21 protein-coding genes are annotated in these 24235 nt (G+C 71.5%); 14 read left to right on the top strand and 7 right to left on the bottom strand.

The genetic code is table 11. The features are described 5' to 3' along the window. Nucleotides 1-54 precede the first annotated feature (54 nt). Entirely contained in the window at nt 55-1380 is a 1326-nt protein-coding gene (gene tig / locus AOM06_RS13845; protein WP_062308199.1) for a trigger factor, read from the top strand. An 88-nt stretch (nt 1381-1468) separates the two neighbouring features. Here the strand turns inward: tig and AOM06_RS14870 are convergent, their stop codons facing one another. Further along, a complete protein-coding gene (locus AOM06_RS14870) occupies nt 1469-1996 on the bottom strand; it encodes a DUF4190 domain-containing protein (RefSeq protein WP_156163726.1) in 528 nt (175 codons plus the stop codon). A gap of 259 nt (nt 1997-2255) precedes the next feature. Here AOM06_RS14870 and AOM06_RS13835 point away from each other — a divergent pair, with 259 nt between their 5' ends. The 3 genes from AOM06_RS13835 to clpX all read left to right on the top strand — a co-directional run bounded on the left by AOM06_RS13835 (nt 2256) and on the right by clpX (nt 5009). Beyond that, nucleotides 2256-2834 carry an ATP-dependent Clp protease proteolytic subunit gene (locus AOM06_RS13835; RefSeq protein ID WP_062308271.1) on the top strand — a complete coding sequence of 193 codons (579 nt, stop codon included), beginning with the start codon at nt 2256-2258 and terminating at the stop codon, nt 2832-2834. Between the two features lie 5 nt (nt 2835-2839). Beyond that, nucleotides 2840-3535: an ATP-dependent Clp protease proteolytic subunit gene (locus tag AOM06_RS13830; RefSeq protein WP_062308274.1), complete on the top strand. Its 696-nt coding sequence runs from the start codon at nt 2840-2842 to the stop codon at nt 3533-3535. A 217-nt stretch (nt 3536-3752) separates the two neighbouring features. Continuing rightward, complete coding sequence (clpX, locus tag AOM06_RS13825) at nt 3753-5009, top strand: ATP-dependent Clp protease ATP-binding subunit ClpX (protein ID WP_062308188.1); 1257 nt, start codon at nt 3753-3755, stop codon at nt 5007-5009. Nucleotides 5010-5061: 52 nt separating this feature from the next. Here clpX and AOM06_RS13820 read toward each other — a convergent pair whose 3' ends face one another. Together AOM06_RS13820 and valS are read right to left on the bottom strand one after the other, a co-directional pair. After that, nucleotides 5062-6015: a hypothetical protein gene (locus tag AOM06_RS13820; protein WP_062308183.1), complete on the bottom strand. Its 954-nt coding sequence runs from the start codon at nt 6013-6015 to the stop codon at nt 5062-5064. Between the two features lie 185 nt (nt 6016-6200). Continuing rightward, on the bottom strand, nt 6201-8954 hold the full coding sequence (valS, locus tag AOM06_RS13815; protein WP_228372966.1) for a valine--tRNA ligase: 2754 nt from the start codon (nt 8952-8954) through the stop codon (nt 6201-6203). Between the two features lie 124 nt (nt 8955-9078). Between valS and AOM06_RS13810 the strand changes: the two genes are divergently transcribed. Then, entirely contained in the window at nt 9079-9492 is a 414-nt protein-coding gene (locus AOM06_RS13810) for a carboxymuconolactone decarboxylase family protein (protein ID WP_062308177.1), read from the top strand. 163 nt (nt 9493-9655) lie between these two features. Further along, nucleotides 9656-11176 carry an MFS transporter gene (locus tag AOM06_RS13805; protein ID WP_062308172.1) on the top strand — a complete coding sequence of 507 codons (1521 nt, stop codon included), beginning with the start codon at nt 9656-9658 and terminating at the stop codon, nt 11174-11176. Nucleotides 11177-11191: 15 nt separating this feature from the next. Here the strand turns inward: AOM06_RS13805 and AOM06_RS13800 are convergent, their stop codons facing one another. Next, the gene (locus tag AOM06_RS13800; protein WP_062308166.1) at nt 11192-11605 is read right to left on the bottom strand and encodes a winged helix DNA-binding protein; all 414 of its coding nucleotides are present in this window, start codon (nt 11603-11605) and stop codon (nt 11192-11194) included. A gap of 61 nt (nt 11606-11666) precedes the next feature. Next, complete coding sequence (locus tag AOM06_RS13795; protein ID WP_062308163.1) at nt 11667-13310, bottom strand: cation:proton antiporter domain-containing protein; 1644 nt, start codon at nt 13308-13310, stop codon at nt 11667-11669. 282 nt (nt 13311-13592) lie between these two features. On the opposite strand from AOM06_RS13795, the gene AOM06_RS13790 reads away from it, so the two are divergent. The 4 genes from AOM06_RS13790 to AOM06_RS14980 all read left to right on the top strand — a co-directional run bounded on the left by AOM06_RS13790 (nt 13593) and on the right by AOM06_RS14980 (nt 16296). Further along, nucleotides 13593-14024, top strand: a complete 432-nt coding sequence (locus AOM06_RS13790) for a hypothetical protein (RefSeq protein ID WP_062308157.1) — start codon at nt 13593-13595, stop codon at nt 14022-14024. An 84-nt stretch (nt 14025-14108) separates the two neighbouring features. After that, nucleotides 14109-14498 carry a phage holin family protein gene (locus tag AOM06_RS13785; RefSeq protein WP_062308153.1) on the top strand — a complete coding sequence of 130 codons (390 nt, stop codon included), beginning with the start codon at nt 14109-14111 and terminating at the stop codon, nt 14496-14498. Between the two features lie 183 nt (nt 14499-14681). Then, the gene (locus tag AOM06_RS13780) at nt 14682-16139 is read left to right on the top strand and encodes an NAD(P)/FAD-dependent oxidoreductase (protein WP_062308149.1); all 1458 of its coding nucleotides are present in this window, start codon (nt 14682-14684) and stop codon (nt 16137-16139) included. Nucleotides 16140-16152: 13 nt separating this feature from the next. Next, nucleotides 16153-16296, top strand: coding sequence for a hypothetical protein (locus AOM06_RS14980; RefSeq protein ID WP_169747773.1), 144 nt, complete (start codon nt 16153-16155; stop codon nt 16294-16296). 12 nt (nt 16297-16308) lie between these two features. Here AOM06_RS14980 and AOM06_RS13775 read toward each other — a convergent pair whose 3' ends face one another. Beyond that, complete coding sequence (locus AOM06_RS13775; RefSeq protein WP_062308143.1) at nt 16309-18111, bottom strand: alpha/beta hydrolase; 1803 nt, start codon at nt 18109-18111, stop codon at nt 16309-16311. Between the two features lie 284 nt (nt 18112-18395). Here AOM06_RS13775 and AOM06_RS14865 point away from each other — a divergent pair, with 284 nt between their 5' ends. From AOM06_RS14865 to AOM06_RS13755, 4 genes are read left to right on the top strand one after another with little or no spacing between them, the layout of a single operon-like run. Then, the gene (locus AOM06_RS14865) at nt 18396-19046 is read left to right on the top strand and encodes a biliverdin-producing heme oxygenase (protein ID WP_062308139.1); all 651 of its coding nucleotides are present in this window, start codon (nt 18396-18398) and stop codon (nt 19044-19046) included. After that, nucleotides 19046-20101: a heme/hemin ABC transporter substrate-binding protein gene (locus tag AOM06_RS14860; protein ID WP_228372965.1), complete on the top strand. Its 1056-nt coding sequence runs from the start codon at nt 19046-19048 to the stop codon at nt 20099-20101. Before AOM06_RS14865 ends, AOM06_RS14860 begins: the two co-directional genes overlap by 1 nt. Nucleotides 20102-20127: 26 nt before the next feature. Then, a complete protein-coding gene (locus AOM06_RS13760) occupies nt 20128-21141 on the top strand; it encodes a FecCD family ABC transporter permease (RefSeq protein ID WP_062308264.1) in 1014 nt (337 codons plus the stop codon). After that, on the top strand, nt 21138-21908 hold the full coding sequence (locus AOM06_RS13755; RefSeq protein ID WP_062308135.1) for a heme ABC transporter ATP-binding protein: 771 nt from the start codon (nt 21138-21140) through the stop codon (nt 21906-21908). Before AOM06_RS13760 ends, AOM06_RS13755 begins: the two co-directional genes overlap by 4 nt. Before the next feature lie 73 nt (nt 21909-21981). Here the strand turns inward: AOM06_RS13755 and AOM06_RS13750 are convergent. Continuing rightward, the coding region (locus AOM06_RS13750; protein WP_169747772.1) for an HtaA domain-containing protein at nt 21982-24235 on the bottom strand (2254 nt) is incomplete at its 5' end.

Below are 24235 nucleotides of genomic sequence, written 5' to 3'. Positions count from 1 at the left end.
GCGGGAGCCGACGGAGCACCCGCGGGCCCCTCAACCCATATTCAGGAGTACGTAGTGACCAGCGCCCTCGAGAAGATCGACGCCACCACCGTCAAGCTGACGGTCAGCCTCTCCGAGGCGGACCTCGCGCCCAGCATGGAGCACGCCTACGAGCACGTGGGCAAGCAGGTGCAGATCCCCGGCTTCCGCAAGGGCAAGGTGCCCGCGAAGGTCCTCGAGCAGCGCGTCGGCAAGGGCGCCATCATCGAGCACGCCGTCAACGACGGCCTGCCCGGCTGGTACACCGAGGCGGTCAAGGAGTCGGGCATCCGTCCCTTCGGCCAGCCCGAGGTCGAGGTCACCAAGGTCCCCGGCTCGGTCGACGGCGACGAGGGCCTCGAGTTCACCGCGATCGTGGAGATCCGCCCCGAGGTCGAGCTGCCCGCCGTGGCCGACCTCACCATCGAGGTCGAGCCGATCGAGGTCTCGGCCGAGGACGTCGACGGCCGCCTGGACGCGCTCCGCGAGCGCTTCGGCACCCTCGTGGGCGTCGACCGTCCGGCCGCCGAGGGCGACTTCGTGACCCTCGACCTCGTCGCCGTCATCGGCGACGAGACCATCGACAACGTCCAGGGCACCTCCTACCAGGTGGGCGCCGGCAACATGCTCGAGGGCATCGACGAGGCCATCACCGGCCTGTCCGCCGACGAGGAGACCACGTTCGAGGCCCCCCTGGCCGCCGGCGACCACGCGGGCGAGAAGGCGCAGATCACCGTCAAGGTGACCGCCGTCAAGACCCGCGAGCTCCCCGAGGCGGACGACGACTTCGCGCAGCTCGCGTCGGAGTTCGACACGCTCGCCGAGCTCCGTGAGGACCTCGAGTCGCAGGCCGCGAAGATCAAGGTCAACAACCAGGCCATGGAGGCCCGCGAGAAGCTCCTCGAGAAGCTCACGGAGGCCACCGACTTCGAGCTCCCCAAGAAGGTCATCGAGAACGAGGTCCACAGCCACCTCGAGAACGAGAACCGCCTCGAGGACGACGAGCACCGCGCCGAGGTCACCGAGGAGGCCCACAAGGCCCTCCGCACCCAGATCCTCCTCGACCAGCTCGCGGACGACCTGGACATCGAGGTCGAGCAGCCCGAGCTCCTCGACTACCTGATCAACTCGTCGCGCCAGTACGGCATGGACCCGGGCACCTTCATCCAGCAGGTGGAGCAGGCCGGCCAGATCCCCGCCATGGTCTCCGAGGTCGCGCGCTCCAAGGCCACCGCCTTCGCGCTGCGCCGCGCCACCGTGGTCGACACCGCGGGCAAGGCCGTCGACCTCTCCGACGTCATCGGCTCGATCGAGGACGAGAAGGCCGAGGAGGCCGCCGCGGCCGACGCCGCCGCCGAGTAACCCTCGCAGACGCGACGAGGCCCCGGTCACCCGTGAGGGTGGCCGGGGCCTCGTGCTGTCTCCCACGCCTCGCGGGGACGATGCGCGCTCAGGGGGCGGTGCTCACCTCGATGTCGAGGTTCTGGCACCAGTCCGCGGGGTTGTCGCCGCCGCACTCGGTGATGAACCAGCCCGCGATCGCGAAGATCGCGATCGCCGCGAGGATCCCGAGCACCACGATGAGGTAGCCGATCACCAGGCCCGCGATGCCCATGCCGCGGTTGTCGGCCTCGCCGCGCTTGGCGGCGCTGAGGCTCAGGTGCCCGAAGACGATGCCCGCGATCGCGGTGATGAACGTGAACAGGCCCACGAGCGACAGCACCAGGGACGCCGTGCCCATCCAGTTCTTCTCCGTGCCCGGGACCGGGCCGTAGCCGCCGTACCCGCCGTACGGGGCGGGGGCCGGCTGCTGCGGCGGCACCCCGCCCGGCGGGACCGCGTACTGGGGCGGCTGCTGGGGCTGGGGAGGCTGCTGCGGAGGCGGTCCGCCCTGCGGCGGCTGCTGCGGCTGGGGTTGCTGGGGTTGCTGCGGTTGCTGCGGGCCCGACGCGAACGGGTCCTCCGGTGTGGTGCTCATGGTGCCCTCCTCGACCGGCCGGCGTGGCCGTGTCTCCACTCCGACGCTAGTGCGCCGTGCGCATGCGTGCATCGGCTCGGAGGGTGACCGGGGTCGGCGCGGGATGGGGGAGCGCCCCGAGGGGGACACGCGTTCACCCCGTAGCGAAACCAGGGGGTGAACGGCATCGTCCGGCCTGCGGTGAGCGTTAGGGTCAACCTGGACGCTCGACAGGAGGACACACGTGAACGAGATCACGGCGCGAGGCGAAGGGCCCGGGATGGGCCTGAACGACTCGATCTTCAACCGGCTGCTGCGCGAGCGCATCATCTGGCTGGGCGACGAGGTGCGCGACGACAACGCGAACGCCATCTGCGCTCAGATGATGCTGCTGGCCGCGGAGGACCCGGACAAGGACATCTACCTGTACATCAACAGCCCCGGCGGCTCGATCACCGCGGGCATGGCGATCTACGACACGATGCAGTACATCAAGCCCGACGTCGCGACCGTCGCGATGGGTATGGCCGCGTCGATGGGGCAGTTCCTGCTCTCCTCGGGCGCGCCCGGCAAGCGCTTCGCGACGCCGCACGCCCGCGTGATGATGCACCAGCCCTCGGGCGGCATCTACGGCACCGCGACCGACATCCGCATCAACGCGGAGCTCATCATGCACATGAAGAAGGTGCTCGCGTCGCTGACGGCCGAGCAGACCGGCAAGACGCTGGAGCAGGTGACCAAGGACGCCGACCGCGACCGCTGGTTCACGGCGGACGAGGCGCTCGAGTACGGGTTCGTCGACAAGGTCATCACGCACGCCGCGGAGGCGGGCGACAAGTCCCAGGGAGGCAAGGCGTGAGCGAGATCCAGCGCGCGTTCCAGGCGGCCGGACGCACGGCCGGCACCTTCGGCGGCGGGGCCTACGACGCCCCCTCGTCGCGCTACATCCTTCCTCAGTTCGAGGAGCGCACGGCCTACGGCTTCAAGCGCCAGGACCCGTACGCGAAGCTGTTCGAGGACCGCATCATCTTCCTCGGTGTGCAGATCGACGACGCCTCGGCGGACGACGTCATGGCCCAGCTGCTCGTGCTCGAGTCGCAGGACCCCGACCGCCTCATCACGCTGTACATCAACAGCCCCGGCGGCTCGCAGACCGCGCTCACCGCGATCTACGACACGATGCAGTACATCAAGCCCGAGATCCAGACCGTGTGCCTGGGCCAGGCGGCCTCGGCGGCCGCGGTCCTGCTCGCGGCGGGCACCCCGGGCAAGCGCCTCGCGCTGCCTAACGCCCGCGTGATGATCCACCAGCCGCGCATCGAGGGCGGCGCGCGTGCGCAGGCCTCGGACATCGAGATCTACGCGGAGGAGATGCTCCGCATGCGCGAGTGGCTCGAGAACACGCTCGCCTTCCACTCGGGTCAGACCCCCGAGAAGGTGCGCGAGGACATCGAGCGCGACACGTTCCTCTCGGCCGAGCAGGCCAAGGAGTACGGACTCGTGGACCAGGTCCTCGAGTCCCGCAAGGGCACCACCGCGGTGCGTCCCGCGGGGGCGTAGCGCGGTCTGTCGACAGCACTCGGGGCGCCGGCGTGATGCCGGCGCCCCGTCGTGCGTGTCGGGGCGATGTCGCGAAGGTCACGAAATGCTAAGGATCTCGCGCATCGGCGCTGGTATCTGCGAGGCTGTCGACTGAGCCCGGCGCGCCGTCCCCCGTGTGTCAGAGCCCCTAGGTAGCCTTGAAGCACACGACCTGGTTCGTGAGAGGAGTCCCACGATGAACCGACCCGCAGACAGCGGCGATCTGCTCAAGTGCTCGTTCTGCGGGAAGACGCAGAAGCAGGTGCGCAAGCTCATCGCGGGCGGGGGCGTGTACATCTGCGACGAGTGCATCGAGCTCTGCAACGAGATCATCGAGGAGGAGTTCGCCGAGCAGGTCGAGGCCGAGCTCACCGAGCTCCCCAAGCCCCGCGAGATCTTCGACTTCCTCGAGCAGTACATCGTGGGACAGGTCTCCGCGAAGCGCGCGCTGTCGGTCGCGGTCTACAACCACTACAAGCGCGTCCGCGCGGGGGAGACCCGGCTCAAGGGCGACGACGACGCGGTGGAGATCGCGAAGTCGAACGTCCTCTTCATCGGCCCCACCGGAACGGGCAAGACGTACCTCGCGCAGACGCTCGCGAAGATGCTCAACGTGCCCTTCGCGATCGCCGATGCGACCGCCCTCACCGAGGCCGGCTACGTGGGCGAGGACGTGGAGAACATCCTCCTCAAGCTGCTGCAGGCTGCCGACTACGACGTCGACAAGGCCCAGCGCGGCATCATCTACATCGACGAGATCGACAAGGTCGCGCGCAAGGCGGAGAACCCCTCGATCACGCGCGACGTCTCGGGCGAGGGCGTCCAGCAGGCGCTGCTGAAGATCCTCGAGGGCTCGGTCGCCTCGGTGCCTCCGCAGGGGGGTCGCAAGCACCCCCACCAGGAGTTCATCCAGATCGACACCACCAACGTGCTGTTCATCCTCGGAGGCGCGTTCGCGGGTCTCGAGGAGATCATCAGCTCGCGGGTGGGCCGCAAGGGCATCGGCTTCGGGGCCACCTTGAAGGAGCAGGACAACACCGACCTCTTCTCCGAGGTCACGCCGGCTGACCTGCACAAGTTCGGCCTCATCCCTGAGTTCATCGGCCGCATGCCGGTCATCGCGACCGTGAACCCGCTCGACGTCGAGGCGATGGTGTCGATCCTCACCGAGCCCAAGAACGCGCTGGTCAAGCAGTACCAGCGCATGTTCGAGCTCGACAACGTGGAGCTCGAGTTCGACACGGACGCCATCCACGCGATCGCGGAGCAGGCGCTCGAGCGCGGGACGGGCGCGCGCGGTCTCCGCGCGATCATGGAGGAGGTCCTCCAGGAGACGATGTTCGACGTCCCGGGCCGCGACGACATCGCGCGCGTGACGGTCACCCGCGAGACGGTGCTCGAGCGCGCCATGCCGGCCTACGAGGGCCGCATCGAGGAGCAGGGCGCCGCCTGACCCACCCACGCCGAAGATGGTAGGTAGTGGTCGGATCGGCGAGGTTCTCGCCTCACAGGGGTAGCGCATTGTCGCCCACGTGGCGCTCGCGCGCCACGAGCACGCCACGTACCAAGGCACGGCACCACTCCGGTCGTTCTGTGAGGTCCCGGTAGTCGAGCCGCACCGCCTGGATCCCGACGGTGGCGAGCCGCGCATCCCTACGAAGGTCCCGGCGGCGCTGGTCGGGGTTGCCATGGTGCTCCTCGCTGTCGAGCTCGACGTTGGTCAGGGTCGACGGGTCGAACATGTCGAGGCGGTGGGTCCGCCCCTCGGCGAGCACGCGGTGCTGGCGGATGAAACGCGCGAACTCGCCCGTGTTGAACACCTTCCGCGCGCTGTGCTCCTCGAGATAGCTCTCTGCGCCGAGCGCGGCTGCCTCGAGGGTTCGCACCAGCGCACGACGCGATGGCACCCGTGGGACAGCGGCGACGGTGTCGAGGAGCTGGTCGACGCTCGTCATGCCGCTGGCGATCGCCGCGTGCACCGCGGTCGAGCGATCCCGCGCCGCCAACAGGCCGTAGCCCAGCACCACCGCGTGCGAGGCTCCGACCACGGTCATGGTCCGGAGGCGTGCGAGCGGAGGCTGCCAGCTGATGCGTCGGATCCGCAGCCAACGCGGGATCTGGTGGTGGAGGGGTTGCGGCATCACCAGGTCGATCATCTCGGGCGGCTCGGCGAGGAAGCCCCACACGTACAGCGCGGCCGGGCCCGAGAGGGCCCCGTTGAGGCCCGACCACAGCAGCGCTGCATCGGCCCGTGCCGCGAACGACTCGGCGTGGATGCCTGCGACGTACGCATCTGGAAGGACCCGCACGGCGTGGCCGTTCTCGACGGCGGTCCGTGCTTTCCGTGCGGATGCCATGCTCGCGAGCTCCGCTAACGTGAACGCGCGGGTGGTGCGTCGCAACGCGTCGGCGAGCGTCTCCTCGGGTGCAAGGGTGGGGACGGCGCGGAGGTGTGTCACACCGTCGGTTGTAGGTGGTCTCGGAACGCTTCCTGCGGCTGGCTCGGATCCTAGGTGGAGAGAGAAGCGCCGGTCGGGGCTGGGGATACCAGCACCGACCGGCGCCTAGCGACAATCAGCTACCACTGTGAGGCGAGAACCTAGCCAAACCGACCAGGACCTACCATTTCCGCAGGCCAGGGGGGCTACGCCTCGCCCAGGACCGCGTTCTCCGTGCGCATGACCGTGGGGTCGGCGATCGCGTCCGGCGATCCGTCCTCGGTGCCCAGGCCGTCGACGTTGGGCTCGAGCGCGGCCTCGGTGTCGACGATCTGCATCGCCTCGACGCGGCCCGCGGCGAGCAGGTCCGCCTTCGCCGCCCGCACGAACGACGCCTTGGCAGCCGGCACCAGCAGGTCCACCGACGTCAGCGGCGTGCGCTGCGAGACCTTGGCCTCGGACTTGACCTTGCGGAGCACGGAGAGCGCCTCGCCAGCCGCGGCCAGCAGGGGAGCACCTGCGGAGGAGGCGCCCGCCGCCGCACGCAGCGGCTCCGAGACCGGCCACGAGGCGCGGTGCACCGAGCCCTCCTGGAACCAGCTCCACACCTCCTCGGTCGCGAACGGCAGCACCGGCGCGAACAGGCGCAGGAACGTCTGCAGGGACAGCGTGAGCGCGGCGCGCGCCGATGCGGCACCCTCCGAGCACGGCGCGTGCGGGTCGATCGCCTCGCCCGGGGCGGCGCCGTCGTAGGCACGCGCCTTGACCAGCTCGAGGTAGTCGTCGCAGAAGGTCCAGAACAGCGTCTCCGCGACCTCGAGCGCCTTGGTGTGGTCGTAGCCCTCGAGCGCCTTGGTGGCGGCGTCCACCACGTCGGCGAGCGCCGAGAGCATCGCTGCGTCGAGCGCCTCGGTCACCGGCGCCGCGGTCACGTGCGCGGTGGCCTCGAGGCCCTCGGCCAGCGACGAGCCCGCCGCTGTCGAGATGCCCGTCGCGCCCAGCACGAACTTCGAGGCGTTGAGCACCTTCATCGCGAGGCGACGGCCGATCTTCATCTGGCCCTCGTCGAAGGCAGCATCGGTGCCCAGGCGCGCCGCGGCGGCCCAGTACCGGACCGCGTCCGAGCCGTGCGACTCGAGCAGGCCCATCGGCGTGACGACGTTGCCCTTCGACTTCGACATCTTCTTGCGGTCGGGGTCGAGGATCCAGCCGGAGATCGCGGCGTGCTTCCACGGGAGGGTGCCGTGCTCGGCGTGCGAGCGCACCACCGTGGAGAACAGCCACGTGCGGATGATGTCCTGACCCTGGGGGCGGAGGTCCATGGGGAACGTGGCGGCGAACAGCGCGGGGTTGTCGCGCCAGCCGCACACGATCTGCGGGGTGAGCGACGAGGTCGCCCACGTGTCCATGATGTCCTTCTCCCCGGTGAAGCCGCCGGGCACGTCGCGCTGCGAGGCCTCGTAGCCGGCGGGCACGTCCACGGACGGGTCGACGGGGAGCGCCTCCTCCGACGGGACCAGCGGGTGGTCGTAGTCGGGCGAGCCGTCCTCGAGCACGGGGTACCAGACCGGGATCGGCACGCCGAAGAAGCGCTGGCGCGAGATCAGCCAGTCGCCCGTGAGGCCCTTGACCCAGTTCTCGTAGCGCACGCGCATGAAGTCGGGCTCGAAGTCGAGCTCCGAGCCGCGCGCGACCAGCTCCGCGTTCAGGCCCGCGTCGGTGCCGCCGTTGCGGATGTACCACTGGCGCGTGGTGACGATCTCGAGCGGCTTGTCGCCCTTCTCGAAGAACTTGACCGGGTGCGAGATCGCGCGCGGGTCGCCGTCCATGACGCCGGCCTCGACCAGCATCTCGACGATGCGCTTCTGCGCCGAGAACGTGGTGAGCCCCGCGAGCTCGCCGTACGCGGCGACGCCCTCGGGGGAGTCGATCCCGGCGGGAGCCTCTGCCAGCATGCGGCCGTCCCAGCCGATGACCGGGCGCGTCGGCAGGCGCAGCTCGCGCCACCAGGTGACGTCGGTGACGTCGCCGAACGTGCAGATCATCGCGATGCCGGACCCCTTGTCGGGGTTGGCGAGGTGGTGCGCGACCACGGGCACCTCGACGCCGAACAGAGGCGTGCGCACGTGCGTGCCGAACAGCGGCTGGTAGCGCTCGTCGTCGGGGTGCGCGACCAGGGCGACGCACGCGGGGAGCAGCTCGGGGCGGGTGGTCTCGATCCACACGGACTCGTACGAGCCGGTCGCCTCCTCCATGTCCGCCGCCGGCTCGAAGGCCAGGCGGTGGTACGCGCCGGGACGCTCGCGGTCCTCGAGCTCGGCCTGCGCGACCGCGGTGCGGAACGTGACGTCCCACAGGGTCGGCGCCTCGGCCTGGTAGCACTCGCCACGCCCGAGCCCACGCAGGAAGGCCTGCTGGGCCACGGCCTGCGACGAGGGCGAGATGGTCTGGTAGGTGCGCGACCAGTCGACCGAGAGGCCGAGGTGGCGCCACAGCGCCTCGAACTGCTTCTCGTCCTCGGCGGTCAGGCGCTCGCACAGCTCGACGAAGTTCCGGCGCGAGATCGGCTGCTGGTCCGCGGCCTTGACCGACTTGCCCTCGCCGCCCTCGAACGGGGGCTCGTAGCCTTCGACGTAGGGGAGGGTGGGGTCGCAGCGGACGCCGTAGTAGTTCTGCACGCGGCGCTCGGTGGGCAGGCCGTTGTCGTCCCAGCCCATCGGGTAGAAGACCTCGCGGCCCTTCATGCGCTGGTAGCGCGCCACCACATCGGTGTGCGTGTAGCTGAACACGTGGCCCACGTGGAGGGAGCCCGAGACGGTTGGCGGCGGGGTGTCGATGGAGTACACCTGCTCGCGGGTCTTCGACTCGTCGAAGCGGTAGGTGCCGGCGGCCTCCCAGGCCTCGTTCCAGCGGTCCTCGAGTCCGTCGACGGTGGCCTTGTCGGGGATGCGCGAAGTCATGGGGGCCATTCTTCCAGAGCGGGGACGATGCACGGGCACCGGGGACGATGCGCCGCCCCGGCATCGTCCCCGAGGCCCGCGCGCCCCTATCCCCGGGAGCGGTCTCACGACTAGCCTGCAGGGCATGGATGCGCGGGTTCAGGCGGGCTTTCTCAAGGCGCTTGAGAGCATCGACGGCGACGCCGGCGACGCGCTCGACCCGCGTCTGCGCGACATGATCCGCCTGCGGGTCTCGCATCTGAACGGCTGCCACGGCTCGATCCGCATGCACTCGGAGTCGCTCGCCCACCAGGGGGCTCGGCACGATCTCATCAGCGCGCTCGCGCGGCCGGCCCGCCTGATGCGCGACGGGCTGGTCTCCGACGGCGACGCGGCGGCGTTGAGGTTCGCGGAGATCCTGACCGATGCACCGCGCGGGCTCGAGGCCGATGCGCGCGAGCACGTGGGCGCGTGGTTCAACGCGGGGCAGATCGGCGCGATCATCGAGGTGGTCGCGGTCACCAACGCCTGGAACCGCGTGATGCGCGGCACCGACTGAGCCGGTACCCCACTACTGGGGGATTGACGCGCGCTCGCCGGCGGGGTGACCGTGGTGGGGCGATTCACTGACGCGGCCGATGACGACGCGCCGGCACCATTCCTCAACAGCCGGACGTGCGCCTCTCGCGACGCGCGCCCCGTCCCCAGAATCGAGGCCGCTCATGGCCGAGCTCCACGCTATCCCCGAGACCAGCGCACCCGATCCGACGCGGTGGCGCATGCTCGCCGTCATCGCCGTCGCGCAGCTCATGATCATCCTCGACGGGTCGATCGTGAACGTCGCGCTTCCGCACATCCAGGAGGCGCTCTCGATCTCCGACGCGAACCGCCAATGGGTGGTGACCGCGTACACGCTCGCCTTCGGGGGCCTGCTCCTGCTCGGCGGTCGCATCGCCGACTACTGGGGCCGCAAGCGGACCTTCATCGTGGGCCTGCTGGGCTTCGCCGCGGCGTCCGCGCTGGGCGGCCTCGCGCCCGCGGAGGGCTTCATGTTCGCCGCGCGCGGGCTTCAGGGCATGTTCGCGGCGCTGCTCGCCCCGGCGGCCCTGTCGCTCGTCACCGTCGCGTTCACCGAGCCCCATGAGCGAGCGAAGGCCTTCGGCGTGTTCGGCGCGCTGTCCGGCGGCGGGGCCGCGATCGGGCTCATCCTGGGCGGGCTCCTCACGGACGGGCCCGGCTGGCGCTGGGTCATGTGGGTGAACGTCCCCATCGCGCTCGTGACCGCGGTGCTCGCCGTCGGGATCGTCCGCGAGTCGCGCTCGGACGGCCACCCGTCCTACGACATCCCGGGCGCGCTGCTCGCCACCTCCGGGCTGCTCGCGCTCGTCTACGGGTTCACACGCGTGTCCGAGGCCGACGCCGGCTGGGCGGACCCGCTCGCCATCGGCTGCCTCTCCGCCGCCGCGGTGCTGATCGTCGCCTTCGTCGCGGTGGAGCGTCGCGTGGCGAACCCGCTGCTGCCGCTACGCATCCCCGCGCACCCGATCCGCGGCGGCTCGTACCTCACGTTCCTGCTGGTCGGGGCGGGGCTCTTCGCGATGTTCCTGTTCCTCAGCTACTACATGCAGGGAGTGCTCGGGTACTCGGCGTTGCGTACGGGGCTGCACTTCCTGCCGTTCTCGCTCGGCATCATCCTCGCCGCGGGGCTCGTGGCGCGCGTGCTCCCCGTCACGGGACCCCGCCCGCTCATGGTGGGTGGCCTCGCGGTCGCGGGCACCGGCATGCTCATGCTCCTGCGGATCACGCCGCAGGACCAGTACTGGACCCACGTGCTGCCGTCGCTCGTGATGATCAGCGTCGGCATGGCGTTCGTGTTCATCCCGACCAGCTCGACCGCGCTCATCGGTGTGCAGCCGCGGGATGCGGGCGTCGCCTCGGCGCTGCTCAACACCACGCAGCAGGTGGGCGGCTCGGTGGGGCTCGCGCTGCTGTCGACGCTCGCGCTCGCCTCCACCACGCGGTCCGTCGAGGAGATCGGGACGGTCGAGCGGACCATGCCGGACGGCAGCGTCGCGCAGGTGCCCGGCCCCGAGTCCTTGGTCGCGGGCTTCCACACGGGATTCCTGTGGGGCGCCGTGCTGCTCTACCTGGGGATGCTGTCCGCGCTGCTGCTGGTGAGGATCCGCAAGGCCGACTATCACGCGAACGTGCAGGACACCGAGAGCGCGCCCGCGGTCGGTTGACGGAGGCGGCGGCGGTCAGGCGCTGAGGTTGGCGAGCATGCCGCGCAGCGCGACGATCGCCGTCGCGACCTCGTCCTCGCTCAGGCCCTCGGTCGCGCGCGCCACGATCCGCTCGCGTTCCTCGTCGAGATCGTCCACCACGTCGCGGCCGGCATCCGTGGCCGCGTAGAGGCCGTCGGGCTCGACCGCCCAGCCCGCGACCGCGAGGGCGTTCCAGGCCTCGGTGCACGCGACGGCCGAGTAGCGCGGGCCCATCGCGGACTCGAGCGCGTCCCAGGTCATCGGCTGCGCGGCGCGCGCGAGGACGCTCAGCATGACGAGCTCGACGCGCGTCGTGGAGCGGTCTGCGAGGGCCTCCTCGAAGGCCGCGTCGTAGGCCTGATGGAGCAGCCGGATGAGGGTGTCGAGACGCACGCCGTCGTGGTTCATCCGGCCAGGCTAGGCCCGTGAGCGCCGCGGCGCCTGTCGGAGGTGCCCGACGTGCTCCGCCCTAGACGTCGGCTGCGGGCGCGTCCGGCCAGCCGCCCGCGCGCGCGACCATGAGGTCCGCGACCTCGTGCACGCCCACCAGAACGTGCGTCGCCCCCTGCTCCTCCAGGTAGTCGACGTCGCGCTTGCCGTGGCCGCGCGCGACGATGTCCGCCGCGGGTGCCAGCTCGCGCGCCGCCGCGACCACCGCGCCGGCGTTGAGCGGATCCGGCACGCCGACCAGCACCGCCCGCGCCGCGCCGATCCCTGCCGCGTGCAGCACCTTGGCGCGCACCGCGTTGCCCAGCACCGCCTCGTGGCCTTCGGCGCGGATGCGTTCGACGCGGGTCTCGTCGTCGTCGATCACCACGGTGGGGACACCCGCGGCCCACAACCTCCGGGCCGCGCGGCCGCCCACGCGCCCGTAGCCCACCACGATGACGTGGTCCGTCGCCGCGGTGGCGAACGGCGAGTCGTCCGGCTCGGCCGGCGCCTCCGTCCGGGAGGTGACCCGCGCGACCCACGCGAAGATGAGCGGGTTGGCGATGATCGACAGGATCGCCCCCGCGAGCACCAGGTCCTGCGCGTCCTGATGAAGGATCTCGAGGTCCGCGCCGAGCGTCACGAGGATGAAGGAGAACTCGCCGATCTGGGCGAGCGAGGCGGCTACCACGAGCGCCATCGAGCGCGAGTACCGCATGGCGCGCACGAGCGCGAAGGCCACTGCTGCCTTGCCGCCCACGATGATGGCGACGGTCGCCAGCAGGCCCAGCGGCTCCCGGAGCACGATGCCGGGGTCGACGAGCATGCCGACGGCCACGAAGAACAGGACGGCGAAGGCGTCGCGCAGCGGCAGCGAGTCCTCGGCGGCACGATGCGCGAGGTCGGACTCGCGCAGGATCATGCCGGCGAAGAACGCGCCGAGCGCGAAGGACACCTCGAAGGCCCACGCCGCGCCCACCGCGACCCCGAGCCCGATCGCCAGGACGCCGAGCGTGAACAGCTCGCGCGAGCCGGTATCCGCGACGCGCGCGAGCGTCCACGGGATCACGCGCCGCCCGACGAACCACATGAGCGCCACGAAGCCGCCCACGCGCAGCACGGTCCACGCGAGCTCGCCAGCGAGGTGGCCGGGCGAGGTGCCGCCCTCCGCGAGCACCGGCACCACCACGAGCGCGATCACCATCGCGAGGTCCTCGACGATGAGCCAGCCGACAGCGATGTGCCCTGCGCGGGTGTCGAGCATCTGCCGCTCTCCGAGCGCGCGCAGCATCACCACGGTCGACGCGACCGAGAGCGCGAGGCCGAAGAGCATCGCGCTCGCGGCGCCCCAGCCCATCCATAGACCGAGCCCTGTTCCGAGCGCCGTGGCCGCGGTCATCTGGACGATCGCGCCGGGCAGCGCGACCTTGCGCACCGCGAGCAGCTCCTTGAAGGAGAAGTGAAGGCCCACGCCGAACATGAGCAGGATCACGCCGATCTCGCTCAGCTGCACCGCGAGGTCCACGTCCCCCACATACCCCGGGGTGTACGGCCCGATCACGAGCCCCGCGGCGAGGTACCCGACGATCGGGGAGAGCCGGAGCCGCTGCGCGAGCAGCCCCAGGATGAAGGCGGCCACCAGGCCCACCGCGATCGTCGTGATGAGGGGTGCATGGTGCAGCATGCCCACAACCTATCCGAGCGGGTTTGCCGGGATGTGTCCGGATCGAGATGCGTCGAAGGTCCCGGGAGTGGATCGCGATGCTGTACTGTTCTGGGCACAAGGTCCTAGGACCGAATCGTCTTGCTCACCGGCCTCAAGTCCCTGGAAGCCGGCGAGATGGTCGACAGCGCACGAGGGTGCCTCCCCCGGGAGGCACCCTCGATCTGTGTCCAGGGACGATGCGCGCGGCCGGGGCGCGATTCCCCCTCGCGGGCGTCGCCCGGCGCGTTGTAGCGTCGCCTCATGGAGAGATTCCTGATCAAGGCCGCGGTGTTCCTGTCCTCCGCAGCCGCCGCGCTGGCTCTGACATCGCTCATGCTGGGCTCGGACTTCGAGCTCAAGCTGAGCGGTCTCATCACGGCCACGGTGTTCTTCGCGCTCGCGCAGAGCCTGCTCTCGCCTCTCATCGAGCGCCAGATCGAGAAGCGCGCGCGGGCCGTGGTCGGCGGCGTGGGGATCATCTCGACCTTCGTCGCGCTCTTCATCACCGCGACGCTCACGTCGGGCCTCACCATCCACGGCTTCGGCACCTGGGCGGCCGCCACGCTGCTCGTGTGGCTCATCACCGCGATCGGTGTGTGGGTCCTCCCGGGGGTGTTCTCGAGCGAGCGCAAGGGGCGCGGCGAGGGTGACACCAAGGTCATCGACGCCCCCGGCGACGTCACGAAGGGCTGAGCGCCCGCATCGTCCTCTGCGGACATATGCGCGTCATGCCTGATTCCCGTGCGAATCGGGCGATCCGGTAGTAGCGTCGGCCTCATGGTGCGATTCCTGATTCACACGCTGATCTTCCTCGGTTCCGCGGCCCTGGGCCTGTGGATCACGTCGCTGATCCTGAGCGACAACATGTCCCTTCCCCTGATGGCCCTGCTGGTGGCGACCGTCGTCTATGCGCTCGCGCAGTGGATCCTCTCCCCGCTGATCTTCAAGATGGCCACCAAGTACGCCAACGCGATCCTGGGCGGCGTGGGGCTGGTCTCGACCTTCGTCGCGCTGCTCATCGCGACGCTCGTGGTCGACGACTTCACGATCGACGGCATCGGGACCTGGATCGCCGCGACGGTGCTCGTGTGGCTGGTGACGGCCCTCGCGACGTGGATCCTGCCGATGTTCCTCCTCAAGGAGGCCGCGGAGAAGAAGAAGGACTGAGCTTCGCTGACGCGCCGCCGGGCCTTCCCGGCGGCGCGTCCGTGCGTCCGGTTACCGCATCGCCCTCGCGTCTCGGAAGGGACCAACGTCCCTTGCGGCGCATACCCTCGGGGGTATAGATCTGAAGGATGGGCCGTCAACGGCGACGGCCCTCCCACAGATCAGCAAGGAAGGTGATCGGACATGGCGCGCGTGGTCGTGCTGGGCGCCGGCGTCTCGGGGCACACCGCGGCCCTGTACCTGCGCAAGCTCCTGCCGAAGGAGCACGAGGTGGTGGTGGTCAACCCCAAGCCCACCTACAACTGGATCCCCTCCAACATCTGGGTGGGCGTCGGCAAGATGTCGCACGAGGACGTGGTGTTCGAGCTGGGTCCCATCTACAAGAAGCAGGGCATCCGGTTCGTCCAGGGCAAGGCCGTCGCGCTGTGGCCCGAGGGTGACGCGGCGGACGAGCAGCCGGCGGTCGAGGTCGAGCTCACCAGCGCCGCCCATGACGGCGAGCTGAAGAAGATCCGGTACGACTACGTGATCAACGCGACGGGGCCGAAGCTCAACTTCGGGGCGACGCCGGGCCTGGGACCCGACGGCGGCCACACGCTGTCGGTGTGCACGCCCGACCACGCGACCGAGGCCGCGACGCGGCTCGAGGAGCTCAAGGGCGCGCTGCGGAGCGGCCCCAAGACGGTGGTGATCGGGGTAGGCCACGGCACGTGCACGTGCGAGGGCGCCGCGTTCGAGTACACGTTCAACGTCGAGCACGAGCTGCGCGAGGCGGGCGTGCGCGACAACGCCGACATCGTCTACCTCACCAACGAGAACGAGCTCGGCGACTTCGGCGTGGGGGGCATGCAGTTCGACCAGAACGGCTACCGGACCACGTCCCAGCTGTGGACCGAGTCGCTGTTCCGTGAGCGGGGCGTGCGCGCCATCACCGGAGCGGCCGTCACGTCGATCGACCCCGGCGTCATCCACTACGACCAGCTCGACGGCTCGCACAACGACCTCGCGTACGACTTCGCGATGCTGCTGCCGCCGTTCAAGGGCAACGACTGGAAGGCGTTCGACCGCGCGGGCGAGGACATCACCGGCACCATCTTCGCGCCCTCGGGCTTCCTCAAGGTCGACGCGGACTACACGCCCAGGCCGTACGACGAGTGGTCGGCGCGCGACTGGCCGCGGACGTACCAGAACCCCACCTACCGGAACGTGTTCGCGGTGGGCATCGCGTTCGCGCCGCCGCACCAGATCTCCGTGCCGCGCGCGACGCCCGACGGCGTCGCGGTCGCGCCCTCGCCGCCGCGCACCGGCATGCCGTCGGGGACCATGGGCAAGGTGGTCGCGAAGTCGATCGCCGACATGATCCTCAAGGGCGCCCCTGTGCCCACGCACTCGGCCTCGATGTCGGAGATGGCGGCGGCATGCGTCGCGTCCGCGGGGCACGGCTTCCGCACCGGCACGGCCGCCGCGATGACGATGAGCCCCGTGGTGCCCGACTGGGAGAAGTACCCCGAGACGGGGCGGGACCTCAAGGCGACCAAGGGCGAGATCGGGCTCTCGGGCCACTGGGTGAAGCGCATGCTGCACACCCTGTTCATCTACAAGGCGAAGGCCCGTCCGGGCTGGACCTGGATCCCGGAGTGAGAGGAGGCGTGTGATGGATGGCACCGACGAGAGGATCGCGCACGCGCCGCTGCCCACCGGGGGCGAGCTGCGCAGGCGCCGCAACGTGCTCGCGCAGCTGGGGAGATTCATCGGGACGTCGTGGACTATGTGGAGGCTGGCCCGCGCGCACCATTAGCGTGCGCGCGGCCTACTGGCCCAGCTGCTCCAGGAGGGTGCGCTGCTCGGCGCGGCGCGCGTCGAGATAGGCGCCCAGCTGTGCCGTGTCCTCGTCCGTCCAGTCGGCGGGGCGCGTGATGCCCACCCATGCTTGGAGGTTCGCGCTCGCGGTGTACATGTGGCCGTAGCCCTCCGGGACCGAGCCCGAGGCCGGCATGTCGAGCAGCGTCTGCCAGCCGGTGATGAAGGGGAACCAGCGCATCTTGGGGGACACGTCCGGCGCACGGGCGTCGCCCTGCAGCCATTCGGGCTCGCGGTAGAACGTGACGGGGGAGAAGAACACCACCGGGTCGGACCCGTGCTGGAGGTAGACCACGCGCGTGTCGCCCCAGACGCCCTTCGGCTGGGCCAACGCATCGTCCTCGCCCGTGAAGCGGATGGTGCGTCCCTCGCCCACCACGGGCAGCCACGCAGGCGAGCCGTCGTCGCGCGAGCGCTCGAGCTGGTTGTGCAGGAGGTTGAGGAAGGTGGGCCCGGTCATGAGGGCGCCGTCGATCGGCTCGTTGAGGATGTCCGGGCTGGTGAGGATCGACTCCACGCCGGCGGATCCCAGCGACAGCCCGTACAGGTACAGCTCCGGCCGTGAGGATGCGGGGAGGTCGGCCCAGTAGTCGTGCACCGCGTCGAACACCGCGAGCGAGGCATCCGCGACGGCCTCCTGGTCGGCGAGGAGCGAGAGCCAGCTCGGCAGGTACGAGTACTGGAGCCCCGCGATCGCGGTGTCCCCGTGGTAGAGGAACTCGAGCGAGTCGGCCGCGTTGGCGTCGATGAAGCCTGTGCCCGTGGTGGTGGCGAGCACCAGCACCTGGCGATCGAACGCTCCGGTGCGCACCAGCTCCTCGAGCACCAGCTGCGCGCGCTCCTCGAGCGTGGGTGCCGACCTGAGGCCCACATAGACGCGGATGGGCTCGATGGCGGGCTGGCCGTCGTACGCCTCGAGCTGCTCGGCCGAGGCCCCCGCCGAGACGAAGCTGCGGCCCTGGCGGCCCAGCTCGTCCCATTCGACCAGCGAGTCCGCGCCGCCCGAGCGCAGCGTCGACGTCACGAGCGTGGTCCCGGCCTTGTCGTGCGTGTCGCGGACCGAGAACGCCTCGTTGGCGACCAGGAAGAGGCCGCGCACCAGCAGGCCGGAGACCAGCAGCCACAGCAGCACCAGCATCCCGGCGGTCGCGAGGGCGACCGCGAGCCGCGGAGGCAGGTAGCGCGCCGCCACCCCGTCCGCCCATCGGAACAGCGCACGGAGGGCACGCGCGAGGAGCAGCAGCGCCGCGGCGACGGCCACGCCCGTGCCGATGACGATGGGCCAGGCCGTCGGGTTGAGATCGTCCATCCCGAATGCTCGCCTCTGGCCGTTCTGCCATCCGACCCAGCGCCACACCGACAGCGACAGGCTCACCCAGATGACGGCGAGCAGGGACCAGGCGACGATGCGCCGCGCGCGCCCGCGCAGGTTGGGCACCTGGAGGTAGTTCCAGACCGCGTGCGCGCCGGCTCCCGCGCCGTACCCCACCATGAACGACACCCCCGACGCGAGCCCCTGCACCACGGGGACGCGCGGCAGCAGCGACGGCTCGAGGGACACCGAGATGAGGAAGGCGCCCACCACCAGGCCGACGCCGGAGAACGAGGGCTCGAGCAGCCCGGGCGGGCGGCGGGACGATGCGGGGGAGGCCTGGGGCGCTCGACCGCGCAGCCTGCGCGGATGCCGAGCGGGCTCGGGCGCGCGCGGCGAGGGATCGGTCGACTCGGCCACCTTCGCCGTGGTCTCGGTCATGGGCGTCACCCCCTGTGTCGAGCGTATCCCGCGTGGTGGAGCCGCCCGAGCACCTCGAGAGAGCGCGATCTCAGCATGTGAACGTTGCCATTGATAACTATTGCGTAACGCCGGTCGTTCGGTGCCTCCCGCCCGCTAGCGTCATCGAGTGCGGACACAATGGCGTGCCCGCACCTACCGTGACCCCGGCACGGCCCCGACGATGTGGCCGCGCCGGGGTTCTTCGCTTCGCGCGCCCGTCGAATTTGGTGACACGAGGCTTGCGGAATTGGTAGGTTGCTCGCATGACCGCTACCGACGTCCCCGCAGGCCTCGCCGCGCGGCTGCGCGAGGCCACCGCGCCGCAGCATCGCGACACCGAGAACCGCTCCTTCATCACCCGCCTCATGGGCGGCGAGCTCGACCTCGAGGCCTACGTCCGGTACCTCGCCCAGTACACCTACGTCTACCGCGCGCTCGAGGCGCGCGAGCCGCAGCCGGGCGACCCGGGCTTCCTCGCGGACCAGGCACTGCGTCGCGTCCCGTCGATGGAGGCGGATCTCGCGGAGCTGGGCGCCGGGGACTGGGAGGCCGCGCTGCCCGCGCTGCCCGCGACGCAGGCGTATGTGGACCACCTCCGCGCCCTCGATGCAGCCGACGTCCCGCGGTACGTGGCGCACCACTACACGCGCTACCTGGGAGACCTCTCGGGTGGTCAGGCGATCGCCGCGCTGGTCGCGCGTCACTACGGCGCGACCGAGGCGCAGCTGGGCTTCTACCGCTTCGAGGCGATCGACTCGCCCGTGCGCTACAAGCGCGCGTACCGCGAGCAGCTCGACGCGCTCGACCTGGACCGCGAGGCGGAGGCCGCGCTGATCGACGAGGCGCGGGCGGCGTTCGACTTCAACGGCGCGATCTTCGACGCGCTGGGCGCGGACGCCCGCGCGGCCGCCTAGTGGCAGCGCGCATCGTCGCCAGGCTCGCGATCGCCGCCGCAGCGCTGGCCGTGGCGGGTTGCGCGGGTCCGGTCACGTCCGTCCAGCCGTCCGCCGCGGGCGGCGAGGCCCGAGCGGAGGCAGGGGGGCCGGCCACGGCGGTGCTCGCCGATCGCGCGGTCGAGGTCCTCGACGGCGACGCCGGGCCCGAGCTCCCGGTCACGGTCGCGTCGCACGAGCGCGCGGGCGATCGCCAGGTGACGGTCACGGACGCGAGCAGGATCGTCGCCGTCGACATGACGGGCGGCATCGCGGCGACGGTGGTCGCGCTCGGTCTGGGGGACAGCATCGTCGGGCGCGACACGGCGTCGGAGCTGCCCGGGCTCGAGGACGTCCCGGTGGTGACGGGCGCGAGCCACACGCTCACGCCGGAGGCGGTGCTCGCCCTCGAGCCGAGCGTGGTGCTCACCGACGGCAGCATCGGCCCCTCCGATGCGGTCGCGCAGCTGCGCGATGCCGGTGTCCCCGTGGTCTACGTCGAGAACGAGGACGGGTTCGAGGGCGCGGGCGAGCTCGCGCGTCAGGTGAGCGATGCGCTCGGCATGTCCGCGGCGGGCGAGGAGCTCGCCGCGCGGATCGCCGCCGAGGTGGCCCAGGCGACCGAGGATGTCGCGGCGCTCGCAGCCTCGCGCGGAGAGCCGCTTCGCATGGCGTTCCTCTACCTGCGCGGCTCGGCGGGCGTCTACTACATGTTCGGCGAGGAGTCCGGGGCGGACGAGCTCGTGGCGGCGCTGGGCGGCGTGGATGCGGCGGCCGACGCCGGGATCCGAGGCATGCAGCCGCTCACGGACGAGGCGATGCTCGCCGCCGATCCCGACGTCATCCTGGTGATGACCAAGGGCCTCGAGTCGGTCGGGGGCATCGACGGGCTCATCGCCGACCGTCCCGCGATCGCGCTCACGAGCGCGGGCCAGGATCGGCGCATCGTCGACATGGACGATCACGACATCCTCGCGTTCGGGCCCCGCTCCGCGGCGATCGTCGAGGCGCTCGCCGCCGCGGTCTACGGCGCGTGAGCGCGCGCGGACGCCGCGCCTCGCTCATGGGGCTCGTGCTCGTGGTCGTGCTCGTGTTCGGGGTGCTGCTCTCGGCGGCCGTGGGCCAGCTGGCGATCGCGCCCACCGAGGTGGTCGGTGCGGCGCTCGAGGGCATGGGCATCCGCACCTCCTGGGCGCCCGCCGCGGACGTCACCACCCAGGCGCTGTGGCAGATCCGGTTCCCGCGCGTCGCGATGAGCGTCCTGGTGGGCGCGGCGCTCGCGGTCGCCGGAGCCGTGATGCAGGCGATCTTCGGCAACCCGCTCGCCGAGCCCGGCGTGGTGGGGGTCTCCTCGGGCGCCGCGCTCGGCGCCGCGCTCGCGATCGTCACGGGCGCGGCGCTCGGCTCCGTCGCCTCGGTCGCCGCGTTCGCGTTCGCCGGCGGCGTGGGCGTGACGCTCCTCGTGTACGCGATGGCGCGCGCGAACGGCCGCACCGAGGTGGTGACCCTCCTGCTCACGGGCATCGCGGTCAACGCGTTCGCGGGCGCGGGGCTCGCGCTGCTGCTGTTCATCGGCGACTCGGCCGCGCGCGAGCAGATCGTCTTCTGGCAGCTCGGCAGCCTCAACGGCACCCGCTGGCCCGAGGTCGCCGTGGTCGCGGCGCTCGCCGCGATCGGCATCGCGGTGGCCGTGGCGCTCGCGCCGCGCTACGACCTCCTCGCGCTGGGAGAGCGCACGGCCGCGCACCTGGGCGTGCGGGTCGAGCGCCTGCGCATCGTCTCGATCCTGGTGGTCGCCGTGCTCACCGGCGCCGCGGTCGCGTACGCGGGCATCATAGCGTTCGTGGGGCTCGTGGTGCCGCACGTCATGCGGCTCGTGCTCGGCCCCGCGCATCGTGCCCTGCTGCTTGCCAGCGCGCTGGGCGGCGCGGTGCTGCTCACGTACGCCGACGTGGCGGCGCGCACGCTCGTCGGGGGCGCGGAGCTGCCGATCGGGCTGCTCACCTCGCTGGTCGGCGGACCGTTCTTCTTCTGGCTGCTGCGCCGCCAGCGCTCGCGCTCCGGAGGGTGGGCATGACGGCCGCGATCCACGCGCGCGAGGTCACGGTCCGCGTCGGCGACGCCGTGCTGGCGGACCGGGTGACCCTCGACGTGCGCCACGGCGAGCTCCTGGCGCTCGTGGGCCCGAACGGTGCGGGGAAGTCGACGCTCCTGTCCGCGCTGTCGGGTGAGAGGGAGCTCGCGGGCGGGCTCGTCGAGCTCGACGGGCGGCCGCTCTCGGCGTGGCAGCCGGGGGCCCTGGCGCGCGAGCGGGCGGTGCTCACGCAGGACAATCAGGTCGCCTTCTCCTTCACGGTGCGCGAGGTGGTCGCGATGGGCCGCAGCCCGTGGCGAGCCCGGCCGGAGGCAGACGAGGACGATGCGGTGATCGCCGAGTCGCTCGCGCGCGCCGACGTCTCCCACCTGGCCGATCGCGTGTTCGCGTCGCTCTCGGGCGGCGAGCGGGCGCGCGTCTCGCTCGCGCGCGTGCTCGCGCAGCGCACGCCCGTGGTCATGCTCGACGAGCCCACCGCCGCGCTCGACATCCGTCACCAGGAGGAGGTCTTCGCGCTCGCACGGTCGCTCGCGAAGAGTGGAAGCGCGGTGGTGGTCGTGGTCCATGACCTCTCGCTCGCGGCCGCCTACGCCGACCGCATCGCGGTGCTCGACCGCGCCCGGCTCGCGGGCCTCGGCTCTCCGCGCGAGGTGCTGGTGCCCGAGCTGCTCGAGCCCGTCTACGGGCTCGACGTGCGCGTGATCGAGGACCCGGACACCGGTCTGCCGGTGGTGCTGCCGCGCCGCTGACAACGCTCACCTGCTCGCGACATGAGGAAGCCCCCGACCTTGCGGTCGGGGGCTTCCTCATGTGCGGTGGGCGTCAGGCCCGGCGTGCCCTCCGGATCCCGAACGTCAGCCCGGCGGCCAGCAGCGCGCCCGCGCCGACGGCCCACGGCCACCACGGCGACGGCGCGTCGCCCGCGGGCTCCGCTGCCGCATCGTCCGCCGCCGCCTGGTCCTCGACCGCGACGTCGGCCAGGGGCTCGGAAGTCTCCTCGACGGCGGGCTCGGGGGCCGGGAGGCCCGCGATGACACCGCCGCAGGCCTGGGCTCCGGTCACCGTGAGCGTCACCGCATCGAGCTCCGAGCCCTCGGGATAGGTGCCGAAGGCCGCGGCGCCGTCCGCGGTGAGCGTCGCAGGGATGCCCGTGAGCGTGACGGTGTCGCCGTCCGTCGAGACCTCGGCCGCGGCGGTGTCGACCGTCGCGAAGCGCACGCCGGTCTGCTCGACCGTCTCGCCCGCCTGGGTCTCGCCCGTCACGTCGAGGACGAGCGTGGCGACGCCGTCGCTCACCTCCACGGTGGGGTTCGCGAGCGTGGTGCTGAGCGCCCCGTCGTGGCCGGTGAAGAGCACCGCGCCGTCGAACGCGAAAGCGCCGCTCACCGGATCCGTGTCGAGGCCGCCGGTGCCGGCCGTCCACACGAACTGGCCGCCGTCCTGCGTCACGCCGTCGAGCTCCCAGGTGCCGTTCGCGATGGTGCCCTCGATGTACGCGCGGAACGAGTCCTTGACGCCCCACGCGAGCGTCGCATCGTCCACCAGGCACATGGTGCGCGCGGGGATGTCGAGCACGATCCCGTAGCTCTCCGTGCCCTGGAAGGTGAGCGTGTGGGTGCCCGTGAGGGAGCCGGGGAGGGCCCCGGTCCACTCGACCACGCCGTCCGCGTCCGCGCTGAGGTCCTCGGCGAGGATCGTGGGCGTCGAGTACACGACCACGCGCACGCCGGTCTCGCCGGGCTCGAAGCCGCTCACGCGGAGGGTGACCACCTCGCCGCGCAGCAGGGCGGCCAGCGTGGCGTCGTCGAGGACGATGCCGGTGGTCGCCGGAGGCGTCGACGGCACGTCGCTGGCGGACGATGCGGTCGTCGCGGTCGCGACCACGGTGGTGGTCGAGCTGGCGACCGGGGTGCCGGTGCCGACGGTGAACGTCACCGGGTCGAGCGCGCGTCCGGCGGCGTAGAAGCCGTCGAAGGCGCGGGCGCCCGCGGACGTGAGCGTGGCGGGGACGTTCGCCCAACGGATCGCGCCGTCGAGCGTGGTGCGCGTGCCCGCCGCGAGGTGGAGGGTCGCGAAGTCCACGCGCACGCCGTCGACCTCGACGCTCAGCGTCGCGCCCGTGGAGCCCAGGCGTACGTACGGGTTCGACACCGTGAGGTTGAGGTCGCCGTGATGGCCGGTGAACGTCACCGCGCCGGCGTAGCGGGCGGTGCCGGTGCGCGCGTTCGCATCGGCGTCGCCGCCGGACTGGAGGAACGTGAAGGTGCCGGCCTTCGCGCTCGCGCCGGTGACGGAGATCGCGCCCTGGGCGATCGGGCCGGTGACGTACGAGCGGAAGCCGGAGTCGACGCCCCACGTGAGGCGGCCGACCGTCTGGGTGGTGGTCGTCGTGTCGGTGTGGGTGCCGTTGCCGTTGCCGGTGTTGGTGTTGGTGCCGCTGCCGCCGGACGACGATCCGCCCGAGCTCGAGCCGCCGGACGAGGACCCGCCGGACGACGAGCCGGAGCCGGCGTCGACGGCGCCGTTGGCGCCGACGGTGAACGTCACCGGGTCGAGCGTGCGGCCCGCCTCGTAGATGCCGTCGAAGGCCTTGGCGCCCGCCGAGGTCAGGGTCGCGGGTGCTGCGGTCCAGCGCGTCGCGCCGTCGGCCGTGGTGCGGGTGGCGGCGGAGAGGTCGAGCGTCGCGAAGTCGACCCGCGTGCCGTCGACCGCCGCGGTGAGCACGGCGCCGGTGGCGGTGAAGCGGACGCGCGGATCGGCGATGGTGAGGTCGAGCGCCCCGTGGTGGCCCGTGAACGTGACGGAGCCTGCGTACCTTGCGGTGCCGGTGCGTGCATCGGCGTCGGCGTTGCCGCCGGACTGGGTGAAGGTGAAGAGGCCGTTCTTCGCGGTCGCGCCCGTCACCGTGATGCTGCCCTGCGCGATCGGGCCCGTGACGTAGGAGCGGAAGTCCGCGTCGACGCCCCACACGAGGGTGCCGACGGCGGGCTCGGTGGAGGCGCCGCCGTCGCCGTCGCCCGTGCCGGTGTCGCCGTCGCCCGTGCCGGTGTCGCCGTCGCCGTCGCCCGCATCGTCC

This window comes from Demequina subtropica (genome assembly GCF_000971235.1).
Taxonomy (GTDB): domain Bacteria; phylum Actinomycetota; class Actinomycetes; order Actinomycetales; family Demequinaceae; genus Demequina; species Demequina subtropica.
The sequence above is the reverse complement of the archived record's forward strand: the minus strand, read 5'-3'. Positions and strand labels throughout refer to the sequence as shown.